The following is a 14,930-nucleotide window of genomic DNA, read 5'->3' on the forward strand; positions in this document are numbered from 1 at the left end:
GTAATAGAATTGAAAAACGAACAATTAATGAATACTTCCTCACCAAGAAGGATGTCGGTGTTACTATCGGTATCCCTCACACTCGTTTTCACGCTTTTATTGGCAAGCTCTTTCTTTCTGCACGTAACCTACTGGTACTGGAGTTTTCTCTTTGTTCCTGTTTTTTTCGGAATCGCATATTTGTTGATTCATTACATTCTGAATCACCTGATATACGATAAAATCACCCCAATTTACAAAACCATTCGGGAAGTTCCGGTTGAAGGAAAGAAACAGTTAAAACGGCAGGAAGGCAGCTCTGATATTATTTCGCAGGTAAACATGGAAGTAAAAGCCTGGGCCAGCGAAAAACTTTCGGAAATTGAGCGCCTTCGCGATTTGGAAAAGTACCGGAAAGACTTTCTGGGTAACGTTTCGCATGAGCTGAAAACCCCGATTTTTAATATTCAGGGGTACGTTCTCACGTTACTCGATGGTGGAATGGACGATCCGAAAATCAACCGATTGTATCTGGAACGTACCGAGAGAAGTATCGACCGGATGATTAGTATTGTGGAAGATCTGGAGTCAATCACCAAATTAGAGTCCGGTGAGTTGAAGCTGAACTGGGAGACTTTCGACATTGTGAAACTGACCGAAGACGTATTTGAGCTGGAGCTGATGGAAGCCCAGGAGCGCCGCATTTCACTTCTTTTCCAGCAAACCAATACGAAGCCACTTTGGGTACTCGCCGATAAAAAGCGAATTTTCGAAGCGGTTAGCAACCTGGTGATGAATGGTTTGAAATACGGAAAGAAAGGCGGCTATGTGAAAGTTGGTTTCTTCGACATGGATGATCATGTGTTGGTGGAGGTGAGCGACAATGGTCTCGGAATTGCCAAGCAGGATCTGCCCCGTATTTTCGAACGTTTCTACCGTGTCGATAAAAGTCGTTCGCGGCAGCAGGGAGGTACCGGCCTTGGACTGGCGATTGTTAAACATATTATTGAAGCACACGACCAAACCATACAGGTGCGGAGTGTTCTCGATAAAGGAACTACTTTTACGTTTACGTTAGAAAAGGGCACTCCGGGCAAATAATTTTTCCGGAATGGGTTAAACCAAATTAACATTTTGTAATTTGGAAGGGTAAAACTGACCCGGCATAATCATAATCATTATGGCAGAAAAAGAAAATAACTACAAAATTCTCCTGGTAGACGACGAAGAAGACATTCTTGAATTTATCAGCTACAACCTCGAGCGCGAAGGTTTTAAGGTGTATTCGGCCAGGAATGGAGTGGAAGCCATTAAAATGGCTGAAAAGAAAAAACCGGATCTGATTATTCTGGATGTCATGATGCCTGAAATGGATGGTATCGTGGCTTGTGAAGAAATCCGCAAGATTCCGTCATGTAAGGATACCGTAATTGCCTTCCTGACAGCACGTGGTGAAGATTATTCACAGATTGCCGGTTTCGAGGCGGGTGCCGATGATTACATCACCAAGCCCATTCGGCCGAAGGTGCTCATCAGTCGCGTTAAAGCCCTGTTGAAGCGCTCCGGCGTTGCTGCGGCTGAAGCTGCTGCTCCCGAACAGATCATCACTATTGGTAATCTTACGATTGATAAGGAACGGTATCTCCTCAAAATCGATGATAAGGAGATGATTCTTCCCCGAAAGGAATTTGAATTGCTGTCGTTGCTGGTTTCTAAGCCTGAAAAGGTTTTTACCCGCGAAGAGATTTATAATGCCGTATGGGGTGAGAATGTGATCGTGGGCGATCGTACCATCGACGTGCATATCAGAAAATTACGTGAGAAAATAGGTAACGATCATATCAAAACGCTGAAAGGTATTGGTTATAAGTTTGTGAATTAACCTCGCCGTCCGGATAGTTTTCATAATGGAATTCAACCGGATAATTATTACATTTGTTTTAATCACGTAAATTCACGCTTATGAAGAGATTTGTGATTGCCGTAATGGTCATTGTTGTTGCTTTTTCCTATTCATGTAAGAAAAAGGAGAAGCCGGCACCGCCACCTCCGGCACCGCCAAAAATCGAGACTCCCAAGCCAAAACCCAAGCCGGTAGCCAAGCCAAAACCGGTAGTTAAAGACGAAGGGGTTAATCTCGATGATAAGTATTTTGTGGTAGTAAATAGCTATACGATTCCGGAAATTGCCCGCGAAAAGAGCAAGGAATGGAGTAAGAAGGGATTTAAGCCCCACGTAATTATGCGGAATATGGACGGCTATTATCGTTTGGCGATTAAGTCATTTGACGATTACTCCGATGCAATGGCTGCGGCATTGAAGCTTCGGAAGGAATACCCGGAGTTTAAAGATGCCTGGGTGATGAATCGCTCAAACAAAATTGAAGATGAGGAATAAAATAGAAAATCCTAAGATATACCCGGCATAAACCTGTGCCGGGTTATTTTTTCCCATTACCAGCCGTGCATATCCTGTAAATCCTCCGGCCAGCAGGATGACTACAATCAAGCCCATATCATGTTGTCCGAGACGTAGCATGATGGCCAAAACAATCCCAAACAACGCTCCTAATGCGGCCATATGTGAACTGATATTCCACCGAAGGGATATTAACGCCAAAGCCACCAACACCAGTGTTCCCGAAAGAAAAATAGCATTAAAAAAGCCAGCTACCGGTAATTTGGAAACCAAATAATATCCGGCGAAATAACTCACACCTGAAATGAGATAAGTTAATGTCTGGACCGGAACTTTCTCCCACGAATCTGAGTTGCTTTTAAATATTCGTCCGCTAAGCACAAACAGGGCAGGAATAACGCCCGTGCTGACCAGTGTGCTGATGATAACAACCTGTTTTAGCGTTCCCGATAGAAATGTGATGTACAAATCTGTTTGAAACAGAAGAAGCAATCCGAGTGTGGGTAATAACAAAGGGTGAAAAGCAATTGATATGCTTCGGGCTAAAAATTTTTCCATTACGGTATTATTCAGGTGAATATTGTTGCCTTTCTTTTTGCTTACAACTCTTTTCGCATACGGGCGACCGGAATGTCCATCTGTTCGCGGTATTTGGCAACAGTACGACGTGCAATTGGGTAAGACTTCTGCTTCAGAATTTCGGCCAGAGCCTGATCGGTTAGCGGCTTGCGCTTGTCCTCTCCTTCAATGCATTCTTTGAGTATTTGCTTAATCTCCCTGGTGGAAACTTCTTCTCCGGTGTCTTTTTGCATCGATTCGGAGAAGAAATATTTGAGTGGGAAAATCCCAAAATGCGTTTGAATGTACTTGCTGTTGGAAACGCGCGAAACCGTTGAAATATCCAGTCCGGTCCTATCGGCAATGTCTTTCAGAATCATTGGACGCATCTTGGTTTCATCTCCTTCCATGAAGTATTCCTTCTGGTAATCGATGATTTCGTTCATGACCAACAGTAGTGTTTGCTGCCGTTGGCGAATGGCGTCGATGAACCACTTTGCCGAATCGAGCTTCTGCTTCATGAACATGACGGTGTCCTTGTCCTGACGGCTTAAGTTCTTCCGGTTTTCCTGGTAAGCCTTGAGCATGTTGGCATAATGCCCGTTGATATGAAGATCGGGTACATTCCGCTGGTTCAGCGAAAGCTGTAACTCGCCATCCATCAATTCCAGAATGAAATCGGGGATAATGGATTGGTTTGTGCGATTAATCGTATTGCTAAACGAACTGCCCGGCTTCGGATTCAGCTTTAATATTTCGTCGATGGCGCCTTTCAACTCATCTTCAGAAACGCCGAATTTCCGGGTAATCTTATCGTAATGCTTTCGCGTGAATTCATCGAATGTGTCGCGAAGAATCCTTGAAGCGAGTTGTATTTCCGGTTTCGAGAGGTCTTTTCTCTCCATCTGCAGACGCAGACATTCCCGCAGATTCCGCGCCCCTACGCCCGGTGGTTCAAATTCCTGGATTACCCTAAGAATGCGCAATAACTCGAACTCGTCGGTGGTGACATTCTGCATGAATGCCAAATCATCCATAATCGATTCCAAATCGCGGCGCAAATAGCCGTCTTCGTCGATATTACCAATGATCTGCTCAGCCAGTACCAACTCGTGCTCCGAAAGATAAACCTCGCTCAATTGTTGCTCAACGTACTCATGAAAGGATGAACCGGATGAGAAGGGTATTTCGGTGAATTTGTCGTCCTTTGAATAATTCTGAGTCGTGTATTTGTATGAAGGATAATCTTCGTCGTTCAGATAATCGTCTACCGAGAATTCATCATTGTCCTTATCTTCATTCGACTTCAGATCGTTGTCGTATTCCTCTTCCTGGTACTCGGAATTATCATTGTCCATATCCAGTACCGGGTTTTCTTCCAGCTCTTTCTTGATGCGTTGCTCCAACTGCATCGTAGGAATCTCCAACAGCTTGATAACTTGTATCTGCTGTGGAGAAAGCTTTTGCAGCAATTTTTGTTGAAGACTTAATTTTTGCATCTCTGGCTGATTTTAATCTGTCCGAAATTTATAAAATAAAGAACAAACTTCAGTGAAAATAAAACCCCGCTAATGCAATAATTAACGGGGTTCACGTATTTTATGTTTTTAACTTAATTAAAATTCACAGTTTTTCGGCGTGCGTGGGAATGGAATGACGTCGCGAATGTTACCCATTCCGGTTACGAATTGAACGAGACGTTCAAAGCCCAATCCGAATCCTGCGTGCTGGCATCCGCCGAAGCGACGGGTATCCAGGTACCACTGCATTTCGTCGGCCGGAATGTTCATTTCTGCCATGCGGCTTTCCAGTACTTCCAGGCGTTCTTCACGTTGCGAACCACCAATGATTTCACCAATCTGCGGGAAGAGAACATCCATGGCAGCAACTGTTTGATTATCGTCATTCATCCGCATGTAGAATGCTTTGATTTCTTTCGGATAATCGGTCAGGATGACGGGCTTTTGGAATTTCTTTTCCACCAGGTAGCGCTCGTGTTCACTCTGCAGGTCGGTTCCGAATCCTTCGATCGGATACTGGAATTTACCTTTCTTGTTCTGTTTCGAATTCTTCAGAATGTCGATGGCTTCGGTATACGTCAAACGAACAAATTCGTTGTCGGCCACAAACCGGAGTTTCTCGATTAATTCCATCGAACGCTGGTCGGCCGGCTTATTCTTCTCTTCTTCCTGAAGCCGTTTGCTGAGGAACTGCAGGTCGTCCATGCAATTATCCAGCGCATAGCGGATGAGGTATTGCAGGAACTCTTCGGCCAAATCCATGTTATCGTTCAGGTCGAAGAAAGCAACTTCCGGCTCAATCATCCAGAACTCAGCGAGGTGACGAGAAGTGTTGGAATTTTCGGCACGGAATGTAGGACCGAACGTGTAAATACGTGACATCGCCATAGCGAATAATTCGCCTTCCAACTGACCCGAAACTGTTAGATTGGTTGATTTTCCGAAGAAATCTTCGCTGTAATCAATTCCGCCATCTTCTGTTTTGGGAAGATCGTTCATGGGTAAAGTGGTTACCCGGAACATTTCGCCGGCTCCTTCAGCGTCAGAACTGGTGATAATTGGTGTATGAATATTGTAAAATCCACGTTCGTTGAAGAAGTTGTGGATAGCAAAAATCAATTTATGCCGGATACGAAAAATGGCGCTGTAAGTTGCTGTACGTGGACGTAAGTGTGCTACATCGCGCAAAAATTCGAGCGTATGACGCTTGGGCTGAATCGGATATTTATCCGGATCGGCTTTGCCAATGATTTCAATCTTTTCCGCCTGCAGTTCAACCGACTGACCGCTTCCTGCCGACTCTACCAATTTTCCCGTTGCAGCAATGGCCGCACCTGTATTAATGTGCTTCAGAATCTCTTCTGCAAAGTTTTCTGCATCAGCTACCACCTGCAAATTATTGATGGTTGAGCCGTCATTTAAAGCGATGAAACTTACATTTTTACTGCCGCGACGGGTTCTAACCCAACCTTTCACTGTAATTTCGGCGCCAACCTGGCCCGATTTCAGAATGTCAATAATTTGATTCTTCTTCATTTTAAAAAATTTTTATAGCTGATTGAACAGAACTACAAAAGTAAGATTTTTGTCTTTTACAGGGTGACCTCAACTTTAAATCTTTTTAATTGTCAGGGGACAGGGTGACGGTAAATCTGCATAGCCGACTTTAATGTCTTTTTTTACCTTTGCAAAAAACAAGTAACAAAATGAGTGCACCGCAGAATTGGAATGAGTTGTGTGACCGACTGAGTGATATGTTCGGGATGGATGTTGACCTGAACGGCGTATTGTACCTGGTGGGAGTTAGGGAGCGGGGATTGACTCTTCGGAAGTTTACCAAATTTGAAAAGTGGAGCCTGATCAATCTGGGCAGTTGTGTTTTATATAAGGAAATTGGCATGGTAGAAGAGTTGGGAACCGACCGGGACGGATGGCCAATGTTCCGCGAAAAATCTCTTTTGACCAACTGGACGGAGGAAAGAAAGCAGAAAACACTTCAGGATTGTGCTATTCGCTATTTCTCGAAAGTTTTTGAAGACAATCCTGCCGAATAATGCATTGGTTCTTTTTTTTAAGTTAGAATTTTTGACTAGCGAAGAATGTTTGTTTCTCCCTCCGTTTGGAATAATCAATTTTTAAGGATAATTTCGGGATAGAAAGACGGATAATACCTGGATAAATACAATCAATTAGAGCAGAGCATTTATTTGCCTGTTGAAGTGTTTTGGTGTTGTTGCAGCAGCCCGGAAAGTCTATTGTTTGGGGGATACTGTAATATCACCTTAAAGGAAGTTATTTGTATTTATTGGCCAATTAACAGATTTTCAAAATGGTTAGAAAAGATGCATCTTCATTGAAGCAGGAACATTTATTGCTTTTGTTGGCATATTTATTCACTCTATCTCTGGCAGTGGTTTTTGTCAATTGGGAAGCTACACCTTATAATCCCGGATATGCCTGTATTCAAACCGTTGAAGTATTTTGCATTCTACTGTTCACATTCGTTTTAAGTGATTATCCCGCACGAAACTTTATCAAACATGGTCTTTTCCAACTTTTGTTTCGCTTGTTGGTTCTTTTCGGCGCGTCGGTGCTAATCATTCGGTTGAATATTGAGTTTACACCCTACAACGTCGAGTTTGTTTTGCTTAGGGCTTTAAAAGTCTTCGCAACGCTTTCGCTGGCGATGATTATCCGCTTGGTTTTTATCCGGTATCAAATGAAGCGGTAAACTATTTTATCATTTCTAGTGCATCTGCAACTTCTTCTACCGGAAGTTGACATGCCTGATTGACACAGACATATATCCTCGTTTTATCTTCTTCCAATCGGTTTTTCAGAAGCGGCAATTCGCTACGTTCGTTTCCCGGACAAATGACTGCATTGGGCAGATAGTGCAGATTAATTTCGTTTGAAAGAGCTAACGCATTAGGTCCGGAAATCGCTATTTCGTAATAGGGATTGGCCAGGTTGAGAAGTAGTCTTCCCCAGTTGGCAAACGCTCCCGGAATTTTCGTAAACAGCTTTTGATGTTGGAGCGCCATACGGGAAGCTGTGTCGATCCACTCTCTGTTTTCGAGCAAATGCCCCAAACGGAACAGCACATGCGCCATCACTGAATTTGCTGCCGGAATTACATTATCATATGTTTCATACGAATTGGTGACAAAAGCTTGTTCGCCGCCTGGTGAATAGTAGAAAAGGTTGTCGTTTTCGTTATAGAATTTGGCAAAACCGGTTCGCGTGAGTTGCTCAGCTCGTTTCAGCCAAATCGAATCGCCGGTCACTTCGAACAGCGAAATACTTGCTTCCGCCAGCATGGCGTAGTCATCCAGAAAACCATCAATGTTGCTGGTGCCGTTCTTGTAATTTCTTAGCAAATTTCCTTCTGGCGAAAGCTGATTTGTGAACAGAAATCCGCCGTTTTGCAGAGCGAGTTTTAGAAATTCCTTTTCTTCGAATGCCCGGTAAGCTTTGACCAGTCCGGATATCATCAGCGCATTCCAGGAAGTTAGTGTTTTATCGTCCAATCCCGGCCGTTCGCGTTGGCTTCTGGCTTCCAGAAGCTTCGATTTCCAATTATCAATTTTATCTTGTAAAACAGATAATTCAATATTCTTTTCCTTCACAAATAGCTCATCACTTTCCGTCCGGAAAAGAATATAATTTCCATTTTCCCAATGTCCCGTCTCATTGACATTGTAATAGTCGGAAAAGAGCGGGAAATCGTCTTCGATAATCTGCTTTAGTTCCTCTTTTGACCAGACATAAAAGCGGCCCTCCTCGCCTTCGCTGTCGGCGTCGAGGGCAGAATAAAATGCCCCTTCCGGTGAAGTCATTTCGCGGCTGATAAATTCAACGGACTGATAAACCACCTGCCGGTATAACTCGTTCCCCGTTTTCTGAAATGCTTCGGCATAAACACCTATCAGTTGAGCATTATCGTACAGCATTTTCTCAAAATGAGGCACTTTCCAGATTTTGTCCACCGAATATCGCGCAAAACCGCCTCCTACCTGGTCGTAAATCCCACCCCAAGCCATTTTTTGCAGCGTATTTTCGAATTGGTGAAGTATATCCTCGTTTTGTAGCAAATGAGCAGCTTGCAGCTGAAAGCTAAGGTTAACCGGCATCGGGAACTTAGGTGCTCCTTTGCTTCCTCCGGATTCGTGGTCAATATCGTCAATAACGTTCTTCAGAACGGCATTCCATTCTTTTACAGTGAACGTTTCTTTGTCTGCCGGTTCTGAAGCCAGCGACGTCTGAATAATGCCCTGATTGAGTTGTTCGGCATATTCAACTGTTTTCTGCCGGTTATCGCGATAAAATCCTGCGATGGTATTCAGGTAATGTGTCCATTGTTCCTTTGGGAAATAAGTGCCGCCCCAAATGGGACGTCCGTCGGGAAGGGCAATGCAGTTTAAAGGCCATCCTCCTTGTCGCGTTAGCAGCTGAACGGCTGTCATGTATATCTTGTCAATGTCAGGACGTTCTTCCCGGTCTACTTTAATGCACACATAGTTGCGGTTCATCAATTCCGCGACTTCGGTGTCTTCGAAACTTTCGTGCTCCATCACGTGGCACCAGTGGCAAGCAGAATAGCCTATGCTAATCAGGAGTAACTTGTTTTCCGATTTGGCTTTTTCCAATGCCTTGTCACCCCATGGATACCAGTCAACCGGGTTGTGGGCATGTTGCAGCAGATATGGACTGGTTTCATTAATGAGTTCATTGATGAATTTGGGTTGGCTTGAACCGGTTTTCATTTTCCTCCTCCACTAATTTTTTTTACATCGACATTTTTATCAAACGAAATGGCAGTTAATAAGTTTATTTTTTCCGAAGGTAAAAAGGCATAATCCCAAAATTGGTATGGCATCATACTTGCATTATCCTTTACCATTTTGTAAAATTGTTAGTCTGTAACCTGAGTAACTGGATGAGCTAATGAAAATGGTTGATGTGCTTGAGCGGATGGAAGAATCCATTCACCAGGCTAGTACAGGAGCGCCCGACGAATTTGCAAGACGTTTGGGGATTTCCACCCGCACGCTTTATAATTATCTGCATTTTCTTCGTGACAGAGGAGCACCAATAGAATATAGCCGTGTCCGGGAAACTTATTATTATAAATATCCCGGAAAAATGATGATCAAGTTTGAGCCCGAATAACGGGCTTTTTTCGTTTGTTAAAAATCGTTAAAATTCATGAAAATGTGCTTACTGCAACTGACTTGCAGTGTCCTGCCTTATATTTGCGGCGGCCGGATACCCGGTTTGTGTGATTGTAAGTATTAAATTTTTTCTTTTGAGTTTAGGTGGTTAACTGCCCTGTTTTGCCGGGGCAGTTTACTTTATTCTTTTTCCGGAAGCATATATTGGTATTTATCTAAAAGGCATTAGATCACAGTTGAGCTGATGTCAGGAGTACCAGCGGAAACAGAACCGAGAGAAAAGTGTGTGAGCTATCTAAGATATTATCATCATAGATGATTGTATGCATTAGGTAGTCGTAAAGCCAAAGCGGGGAAGAGTGGTTGCTTCCCCGCTTACTATTTTATTTCCTCAAAGGCTAACGGCGTCCCTGGACGAATAGTCGGAGTTATGCCGTCAGCTATCGAATTTCTTATCTATTTCAGAATCTTTTCAATCTGCTTCAACTCTGAATCACTAAATTCCAGATTCTTCAATGCCGACAGGTTGTTCTGCAACTGTTTTACCGAACTGGAACCAATCAGTACGGAAGTTGTTCTTGGGTCGCGCAGTAACCACACGATAGCCATCTGTGCCAACGACTGGCCGCGTTGTTCTGCCAGTTGGTTTAGTTTTCTCACTTTTTCCAATGCCGGTTCTACCGCATCTTTTTGCAAGAATCCCCAGGATTTGGCTGCACGAGAATCTTCCGGAATACCGTGAAGATAGCGATCGGTTAAGAGTCCCTGGGCCAACGGAGAGAATGCGATCAAACCAATTCCTTCTTCTTCCAGCGTATCGGTGAGGCCATCTTCTACCCAACGTTCAAACATCGAATATTTTGCCTGGTGAATCAGGCAGGGAGTTCCCAGTTCCTTTAGAATCCGGGACGCTTCTTTGGTGGCTTCTTTTGGGTAGTTGGAGATGCCGGCATACAATGCTTTTCCTGAACGAACGGCATAATCAAGTGCGCCCATCGTTTCTTCCAGCGGTGTTTCCGGATCGAAACGGTGCGAATAGAAAATATCAACGTAGTCCAAATCCATCCGTTTCAGACTTTGATCCAAACTGGAAAGAACATATTTGCGCGATCCCCATTCCCCGTAAGGGCCGTCCCACATCAGGTAGCCGGCTTTGGTGGAAATAATCAGTTCATCCCGGTGGGGCAAAAAATCTTTTTTCATAATTACCCCAAAGTTCTCTTCGGCTGAGCCGGGAGGGGGGCCGTAATTGTTGGCTAAATCGAAGTGCGTCACACCGTGGTCGAAAGCGTAGCGCAACATGGCGCGGCCGTTTTCCATGACGTCCACTCCACCGAAGTTGTGCCAAAGCCCCAGTGATATCGCAGGAAGCTTCAGTCCACTACGTCCGCAACGGTTGTAAGGGATTTTGTTGTCGTATCGATCGGATGCCGGTAAATAGTTCATTTGATTTTTGTTTTACGATTAGATGGTTAAAGGTAGCAAGAACTAGAGAAAATATGCAATCTGTATTTTGCACAACATGATGCTGCTTTTTCCTCAGGTATGACTTTCAGCAGCATTGATAAAAATCCTGTTTGGTGTTTTTCGGGTTGCTTTTCTTCGCCGTATGAAAAAGTGGCTTATTGTCTTGTCTTTAATCTTGTTTCTCTTTCCAGGAAATGGATTCGGCGCGGAAAATGCAACGGCAGAGGATGATTTTTCCATTGCCGGAACATTGCTGCTGCGTTCTTCTCATATCTGGAGGGGAATTCCGGTGAGCATGGATTATTGCTTCGAGCCCGAATTGACCATCAGTAAAGGAAACTGGGCATTTACTTCGTGGGCTGCCCGGTCTTTCGATGGAAACTATAACGAGTTCGATCTCATCCTTTCATGGAAAATGCCTTTCGTGGAGTTCACGCTTTACGACTATTATAATCCGGTTAGGGGAGAAACCAACCGGTTCTTGCAGTGGAATGGCGACCAGCAACGGCACTCAATGGAAGCGTCCGCTGAAATATCAGCCATTGAGCATTTCAGCCTTTTCGGTGCGACTTTCCTGACTGGCGACAACGATGAAACGGGGCGACCTTTTTACAGTACTTACATCGAAGGACGCTGGAAACAGACAATTCAGAAAATCAACTTTCAGTTTTTCGCCGGGATGACGCCATTTAAGGGGTACTACGCATCCGAGGCTTCGTGGTTGAACCTCGGAACAAAAGGTGAATATGCTATTCCGGTAGGTAAAAAGCTGAACATGCCTGTCGAAGCGGCCTGGCATTATAATCCGGCTATTCGTCAGCATTTTCTGGTTTGGAGTCTTGGGCTTACCGGTTGGTAACAACAGGCTATATCGCCCTCTTTTTCGTACTTTAGCCTAAATTTTCGAAGATATGGGAAAACAAAACTGGAAACCCGGAAACATGGTGTATCCGTTGCCGGCTGCCCTGGTGAGCTGCGGACATACCCGGGAAGAATATAACCTGATTACGATTGCCTGGACCGGAACTATCTGCTCCGATCCGCCCATGTGTTACATCTCGGTTCGTCCGGGAAGACATTCCTACGACATCATCAAACGGACTGGTGAATTTGTCATTAACCTGACTACCGAAGAAATGGCCAACGTGACCGACTGGTGTGGTGTTCGTTCGGGCCGCGATTACGACAAGTTTAAAGAGACCGGATTAACACCAGCCGAGGCATCGGTGGTGAAATGTCCCATTGTGGAGGAAGCGCCGGTGAGCATCGAGTGCCGCGTGACGGAAATCAAGCCACTGGGTAGCCACGACATGTTTATGGCTGAAGTGGTTAACGTGATTGCTGACGATCGCTATATCGACCCGGAAACAGATGCTTTCAGTTTGATTCGCTCCAAACCGATTGCTTACTCGCATGGCCATTATTACTCACTTGGGAAAGAAGTCGGGCGGTTTGGCTACAGCGTGATGAAGCCGAAAACGAAAAAACGCCTGGCCCAGCAGAAGCGAAAACCAGGTAGCGGGAAGAAGTAATTTTCAGAAAAATCTTTCATTTAAACTATTCCGTAGTCCTCCTGTTACTATGAAATTGCGTCCGGTTAATGATTTTTAATCAGGATGTTTGGCTGTTCATGTAATAAAAAAGACGTTATGAAGACTTAAAAGGAAAAATAATAATAACCAGAGTAACTAACCATTTTTAATCATGAAGAAAACAATTGTATTGTCGATGATGATCCTATTTAGCATAGCTTCTTCGCAGGGAGCTTCCGAAGGAACGGAAAGCAATCCGCTGTTAATGAAGTGGAATACACCGCACGAAACGGCACCTTTCAATTTAATCAAAACCGAAGATTTTGTCCCGTCTATCGATGTCGCACTCGCTGAAGCGCGCAAAGACGTTGATGCGATTATCAATAATCCGGAGCCGGCAACTTTTCAGAATACCATTGAAGCACTCGAGGTTTCCGGCGAGCAACTCGACCGGGTAACTGGTGTGCTCTTCAATCTGAATTCGGCTGAAACCAACAAAGAGTTGCAGGCGGTTGCTCGCGAAGTTTCACCAAAACTGTCGGAGTTTGGCAACTATGTTTCGCTGAACGAAGATTTGTTCAAGCGCGTAAAGGCGGTTTACGATAAACGCGAATCGCTTGATTTGACGCCTGAGCAAGCCAAGTTGCTGGAGAATTCCTACAAAGGTTTTGTTCGCCGCGGAGCCAACCTTCAGGGGGAAGCCAAAAAGCGGTATGCGGAAATCACTACGGAGCTGGCTCAGCTTTCGCTGAAATTTGGTGAAAACGTGCTGGAGGAAACCAACGCATTTGAGCTGCTGATTACTGACGAAAAGGACCTTTCCGGTCTTCCGGAAGCGGTTCGTGAGGCGGCGCAACAGCTGGCGAAGTCGAAAGGCAAGGAAGGCTGGATGTTCAACCTTCAATATCCAAGTTACCTGCCGTTTATGAAGTATGCCGACAACCGCGAACTGCGGGAGAAAATGTACCGGGCCTATACTTCGCGTGCCTTTAAAGACAACGAGTACAACAATGAAGAGATCATTCACAAGATTGTGAATCTCCGTCTGGAGAAAGCTAATTTGCTCGGCTTTAAAAGCCATGCCGACTATGTGCTTTCAGAGCGAATGGCCGAGACTCCCGAGAAGGTGAATAGTTTCCTGGAAGAGTTGCACGAAGCATCGAAACCTTATGCCGAGAAGGAATTTAAGGAAGTGGCCGATTTCGCGAAAGCGAATGGACTGAAAGGCGACTTGCAACGTTGGGACTGGGCTTATTATTCCGAGAAATTGAAGGCCGAAAAATATGGTTTCGACGAAGAGGAAGTGAAGCCATATTTCCAGTTGGAAAAAGTGCGTGAAGGAGTTTTCGAACTGGCGCACCGTCTGTACGGGTTGAACTTTAAAGAGAATAAAGATATCCAGGTTTACCATCCGGATGTGACAGCTTACGATGTGTTTAACGAGGATGGTTCATTCCTGTCGGTGTTGTACCTCGATTTCTTCCCGCGGGAAGGGAAGCGCGGCGGTGCCTGGATGAACGACTTCCGTGCGCAAAGCAATATCAACGGTAAAATGGAACGGCCGATTATTACGGTCGTGACCAACTTTACCAAACCTACCGAGACAAAACCTTCGTTGCTGACATTTGACGAAGTGGAGACCTTCCTGCACGAATTTGGTCACTCGCTGCACGGCATGTTGGCTAATACGGTTTACCCGAGCATGTCGGGAACCGGCGTGTACCGCGATTTCGTTGAGCTGCCTTCGCAGATCATGGAGAACTGGGCGACTGAAAAAGAGTGGCTCGATCTGTTTGCTGTACATTACCAAACGGGGGAAAAGATTCCGGCTGAGTTGGTCGATAAACTGATCAAAGCCCGTAACTTCCAGTCCGGTTACCTGAGCGAACGCCAGTTGAGTTTCGGAATGGACGACATGGCATGGCACTCGATTACCAAGCCGGTCACCGAAGAAGTGATTTCATTCGAGCGTCGCGTGATGGACAAAACAGAACTGTTCCCGCATGTTGACGGCAGCTGTTTTAACACTGCTTTCTCGCACATTTTTGCCGGTGGTTATGCAGCCGGTTACTACGGTTACAAGTGGGCCGAAGTACTCGATGCCGATGCTTTCTCGATGTTCAAGAAGAACGGTATTTTCGACAAAGCTACTGCCGAATCGTTCCGCAAGAACATCCTGGAAAAAGGTGGAACACAACACCCAATGGAACTGTACAAAGCTTTTCGCGGACAGGAACCGACTGTTGATGCATTGCTGGAAAGAAGTGGATTGAAAGAGTAAT

At 44.8% G+C, this 14,930-nt stretch carries 15 protein-coding genes; 9 read left to right on the forward strand and 6 right to left on the reverse strand.

Features of this window, described 5'->3' with window-relative positions; genetic code table 11:
* Positions 1-27: 27 nt before the first annotated feature.
* The 3 genes from AC060N_RS00150 to AC060N_RS00160 all read left to right on the forward strand — a co-directional run bounded on the left by AC060N_RS00150 (position 28) and on the right by AC060N_RS00160 (position 2,376).
* Positions 28-1,080, forward strand: a complete 1,053-nt coding sequence (locus AC060N_RS00150; RefSeq protein ID WP_106541007.1) for a sensor histidine kinase — start codon at positions 28-30, stop codon at positions 1,078-1,080.
* A 79-nt stretch (positions 1,081-1,159) separates the two neighbouring features.
* Positions 1,160-1,861, forward strand: a complete 702-nt coding sequence (locus tag AC060N_RS00155) for a response regulator transcription factor (RefSeq protein WP_106541008.1) — start codon at positions 1,160-1,162, stop codon at positions 1,859-1,861.
* 80 nt (positions 1,862-1,941) lie between these two features.
* On the forward strand, positions 1,942-2,376 hold the full coding sequence (locus AC060N_RS00160) for an SPOR domain-containing protein (protein ID WP_170108862.1): 435 nt from the start codon (positions 1,942-1,944) through the stop codon (positions 2,374-2,376).
* On the opposite strand, the gene AC060N_RS00165 is transcribed toward AC060N_RS00160, so the two are convergent.
* From AC060N_RS00165 to asnS, 3 genes are all read right to left on the reverse strand, one after another.
* Positions 2,350-2,955, reverse strand: coding sequence for a hypothetical protein (locus tag AC060N_RS00165; protein ID WP_106541009.1), 606 nt, complete (start codon positions 2,953-2,955; stop codon positions 2,350-2,352). The two genes, AC060N_RS00160 and AC060N_RS00165, sit on opposite strands and share 27 nt — an antisense overlap.
* A 41-nt stretch (positions 2,956-2,996) precedes the next feature.
* Complete coding sequence (gene rpoN / locus AC060N_RS00170) at positions 2,997-4,454, reverse strand: RNA polymerase factor sigma-54 (RefSeq protein ID WP_479525387.1); 1,458 nt, start codon at positions 4,452-4,454, stop codon at positions 2,997-2,999.
* A 117-nt stretch (positions 4,455-4,571) separates the two neighbouring features.
* Entirely contained in the window at positions 4,572-6,011 is a 1,440-nt protein-coding gene (gene asnS, locus AC060N_RS00175) for an asparagine--tRNA ligase (RefSeq protein WP_479525388.1), read from the reverse strand.
* Positions 6,012-6,181: 170 nt separating this feature from the next.
* Between asnS and AC060N_RS00180 the strand changes: the two genes are divergently transcribed.
* Positions 6,182-6,529: a hypothetical protein gene (locus tag AC060N_RS00180; RefSeq protein ID WP_106541012.1), complete on the forward strand. Its 348-nt coding sequence runs from the start codon at positions 6,182-6,184 to the stop codon at positions 6,527-6,529.
* A 275-nt stretch (positions 6,530-6,804) separates the two neighbouring features.
* Complete coding sequence (locus AC060N_RS00185) at positions 6,805-7,206, forward strand: hypothetical protein (RefSeq protein ID WP_106541013.1); 402 nt, start codon at positions 6,805-6,807, stop codon at positions 7,204-7,206.
* Between the two features lies 1 nt (position 7,207).
* Here AC060N_RS00185 and AC060N_RS00190 read toward each other — a convergent pair whose 3' ends face one another.
* On the reverse strand, positions 7,208-9,241 hold the full coding sequence (locus AC060N_RS00190) for a thioredoxin domain-containing protein (RefSeq protein ID WP_479525389.1): 2,034 nt from the start codon (positions 9,239-9,241) through the stop codon (positions 7,208-7,210).
* Entirely contained in the window at positions 9,238-9,378 is a 141-nt protein-coding gene (locus tag AC060N_RS00195) for a hypothetical protein (protein WP_479525390.1), read from the reverse strand. The genes AC060N_RS00190 and AC060N_RS00195 overlap by 4 nt, the downstream gene beginning before the upstream one ends.
* A gap of 44 nt (positions 9,379-9,422) precedes the next feature.
* On the opposite strand from AC060N_RS00195, the gene AC060N_RS00200 reads away from it, so the two are divergent.
* A complete protein-coding gene (locus AC060N_RS00200; RefSeq protein ID WP_106541015.1) occupies positions 9,423-9,647 on the forward strand; it encodes an HTH domain-containing protein in 225 nt (74 codons plus the stop codon).
* A 458-nt stretch (positions 9,648-10,105) separates the two neighbouring features.
* On the opposite strand, the gene mgrA is transcribed toward AC060N_RS00200, so the two are convergent.
* Positions 10,106-11,095, reverse strand: a complete 990-nt coding sequence (mgrA, locus tag AC060N_RS00205) for an L-glyceraldehyde 3-phosphate reductase (RefSeq protein WP_479525391.1) — start codon at positions 11,093-11,095, stop codon at positions 10,106-10,108.
* A 163-nt stretch (positions 11,096-11,258) separates the two neighbouring features.
* Between mgrA and AC060N_RS00210 the strand changes: the two genes are divergently transcribed.
* The 3 genes from AC060N_RS00210 (at position 11,259) to AC060N_RS00220 (ending at position 14,929) form a co-directional block, all read left to right on the forward strand.
* Positions 11,259-11,975 carry a hypothetical protein gene (locus AC060N_RS00210; protein WP_479525392.1) on the forward strand — a complete coding sequence of 239 codons (717 nt, stop codon included), beginning with the start codon at positions 11,259-11,261 and terminating at the stop codon, positions 11,973-11,975.
* A 52-nt stretch (positions 11,976-12,027) separates the two neighbouring features.
* Complete coding sequence (locus tag AC060N_RS00215; protein ID WP_479525393.1) at positions 12,028-12,648, forward strand: flavin reductase family protein; 621 nt, start codon at positions 12,028-12,030, stop codon at positions 12,646-12,648.
* 172 nt (positions 12,649-12,820) lie between these two features.
* Complete coding sequence (locus AC060N_RS00220) at positions 12,821-14,929, forward strand: M3 family metallopeptidase (protein WP_479525394.1); 2,109 nt, start codon at positions 12,821-12,823, stop codon at positions 14,927-14,929.
* The last annotated feature ends 1 nt before the right edge of the window (position 14,930 follow it).

This window comes from Prolixibacter sp. DSM 2831, assembly GCF_056493735.1.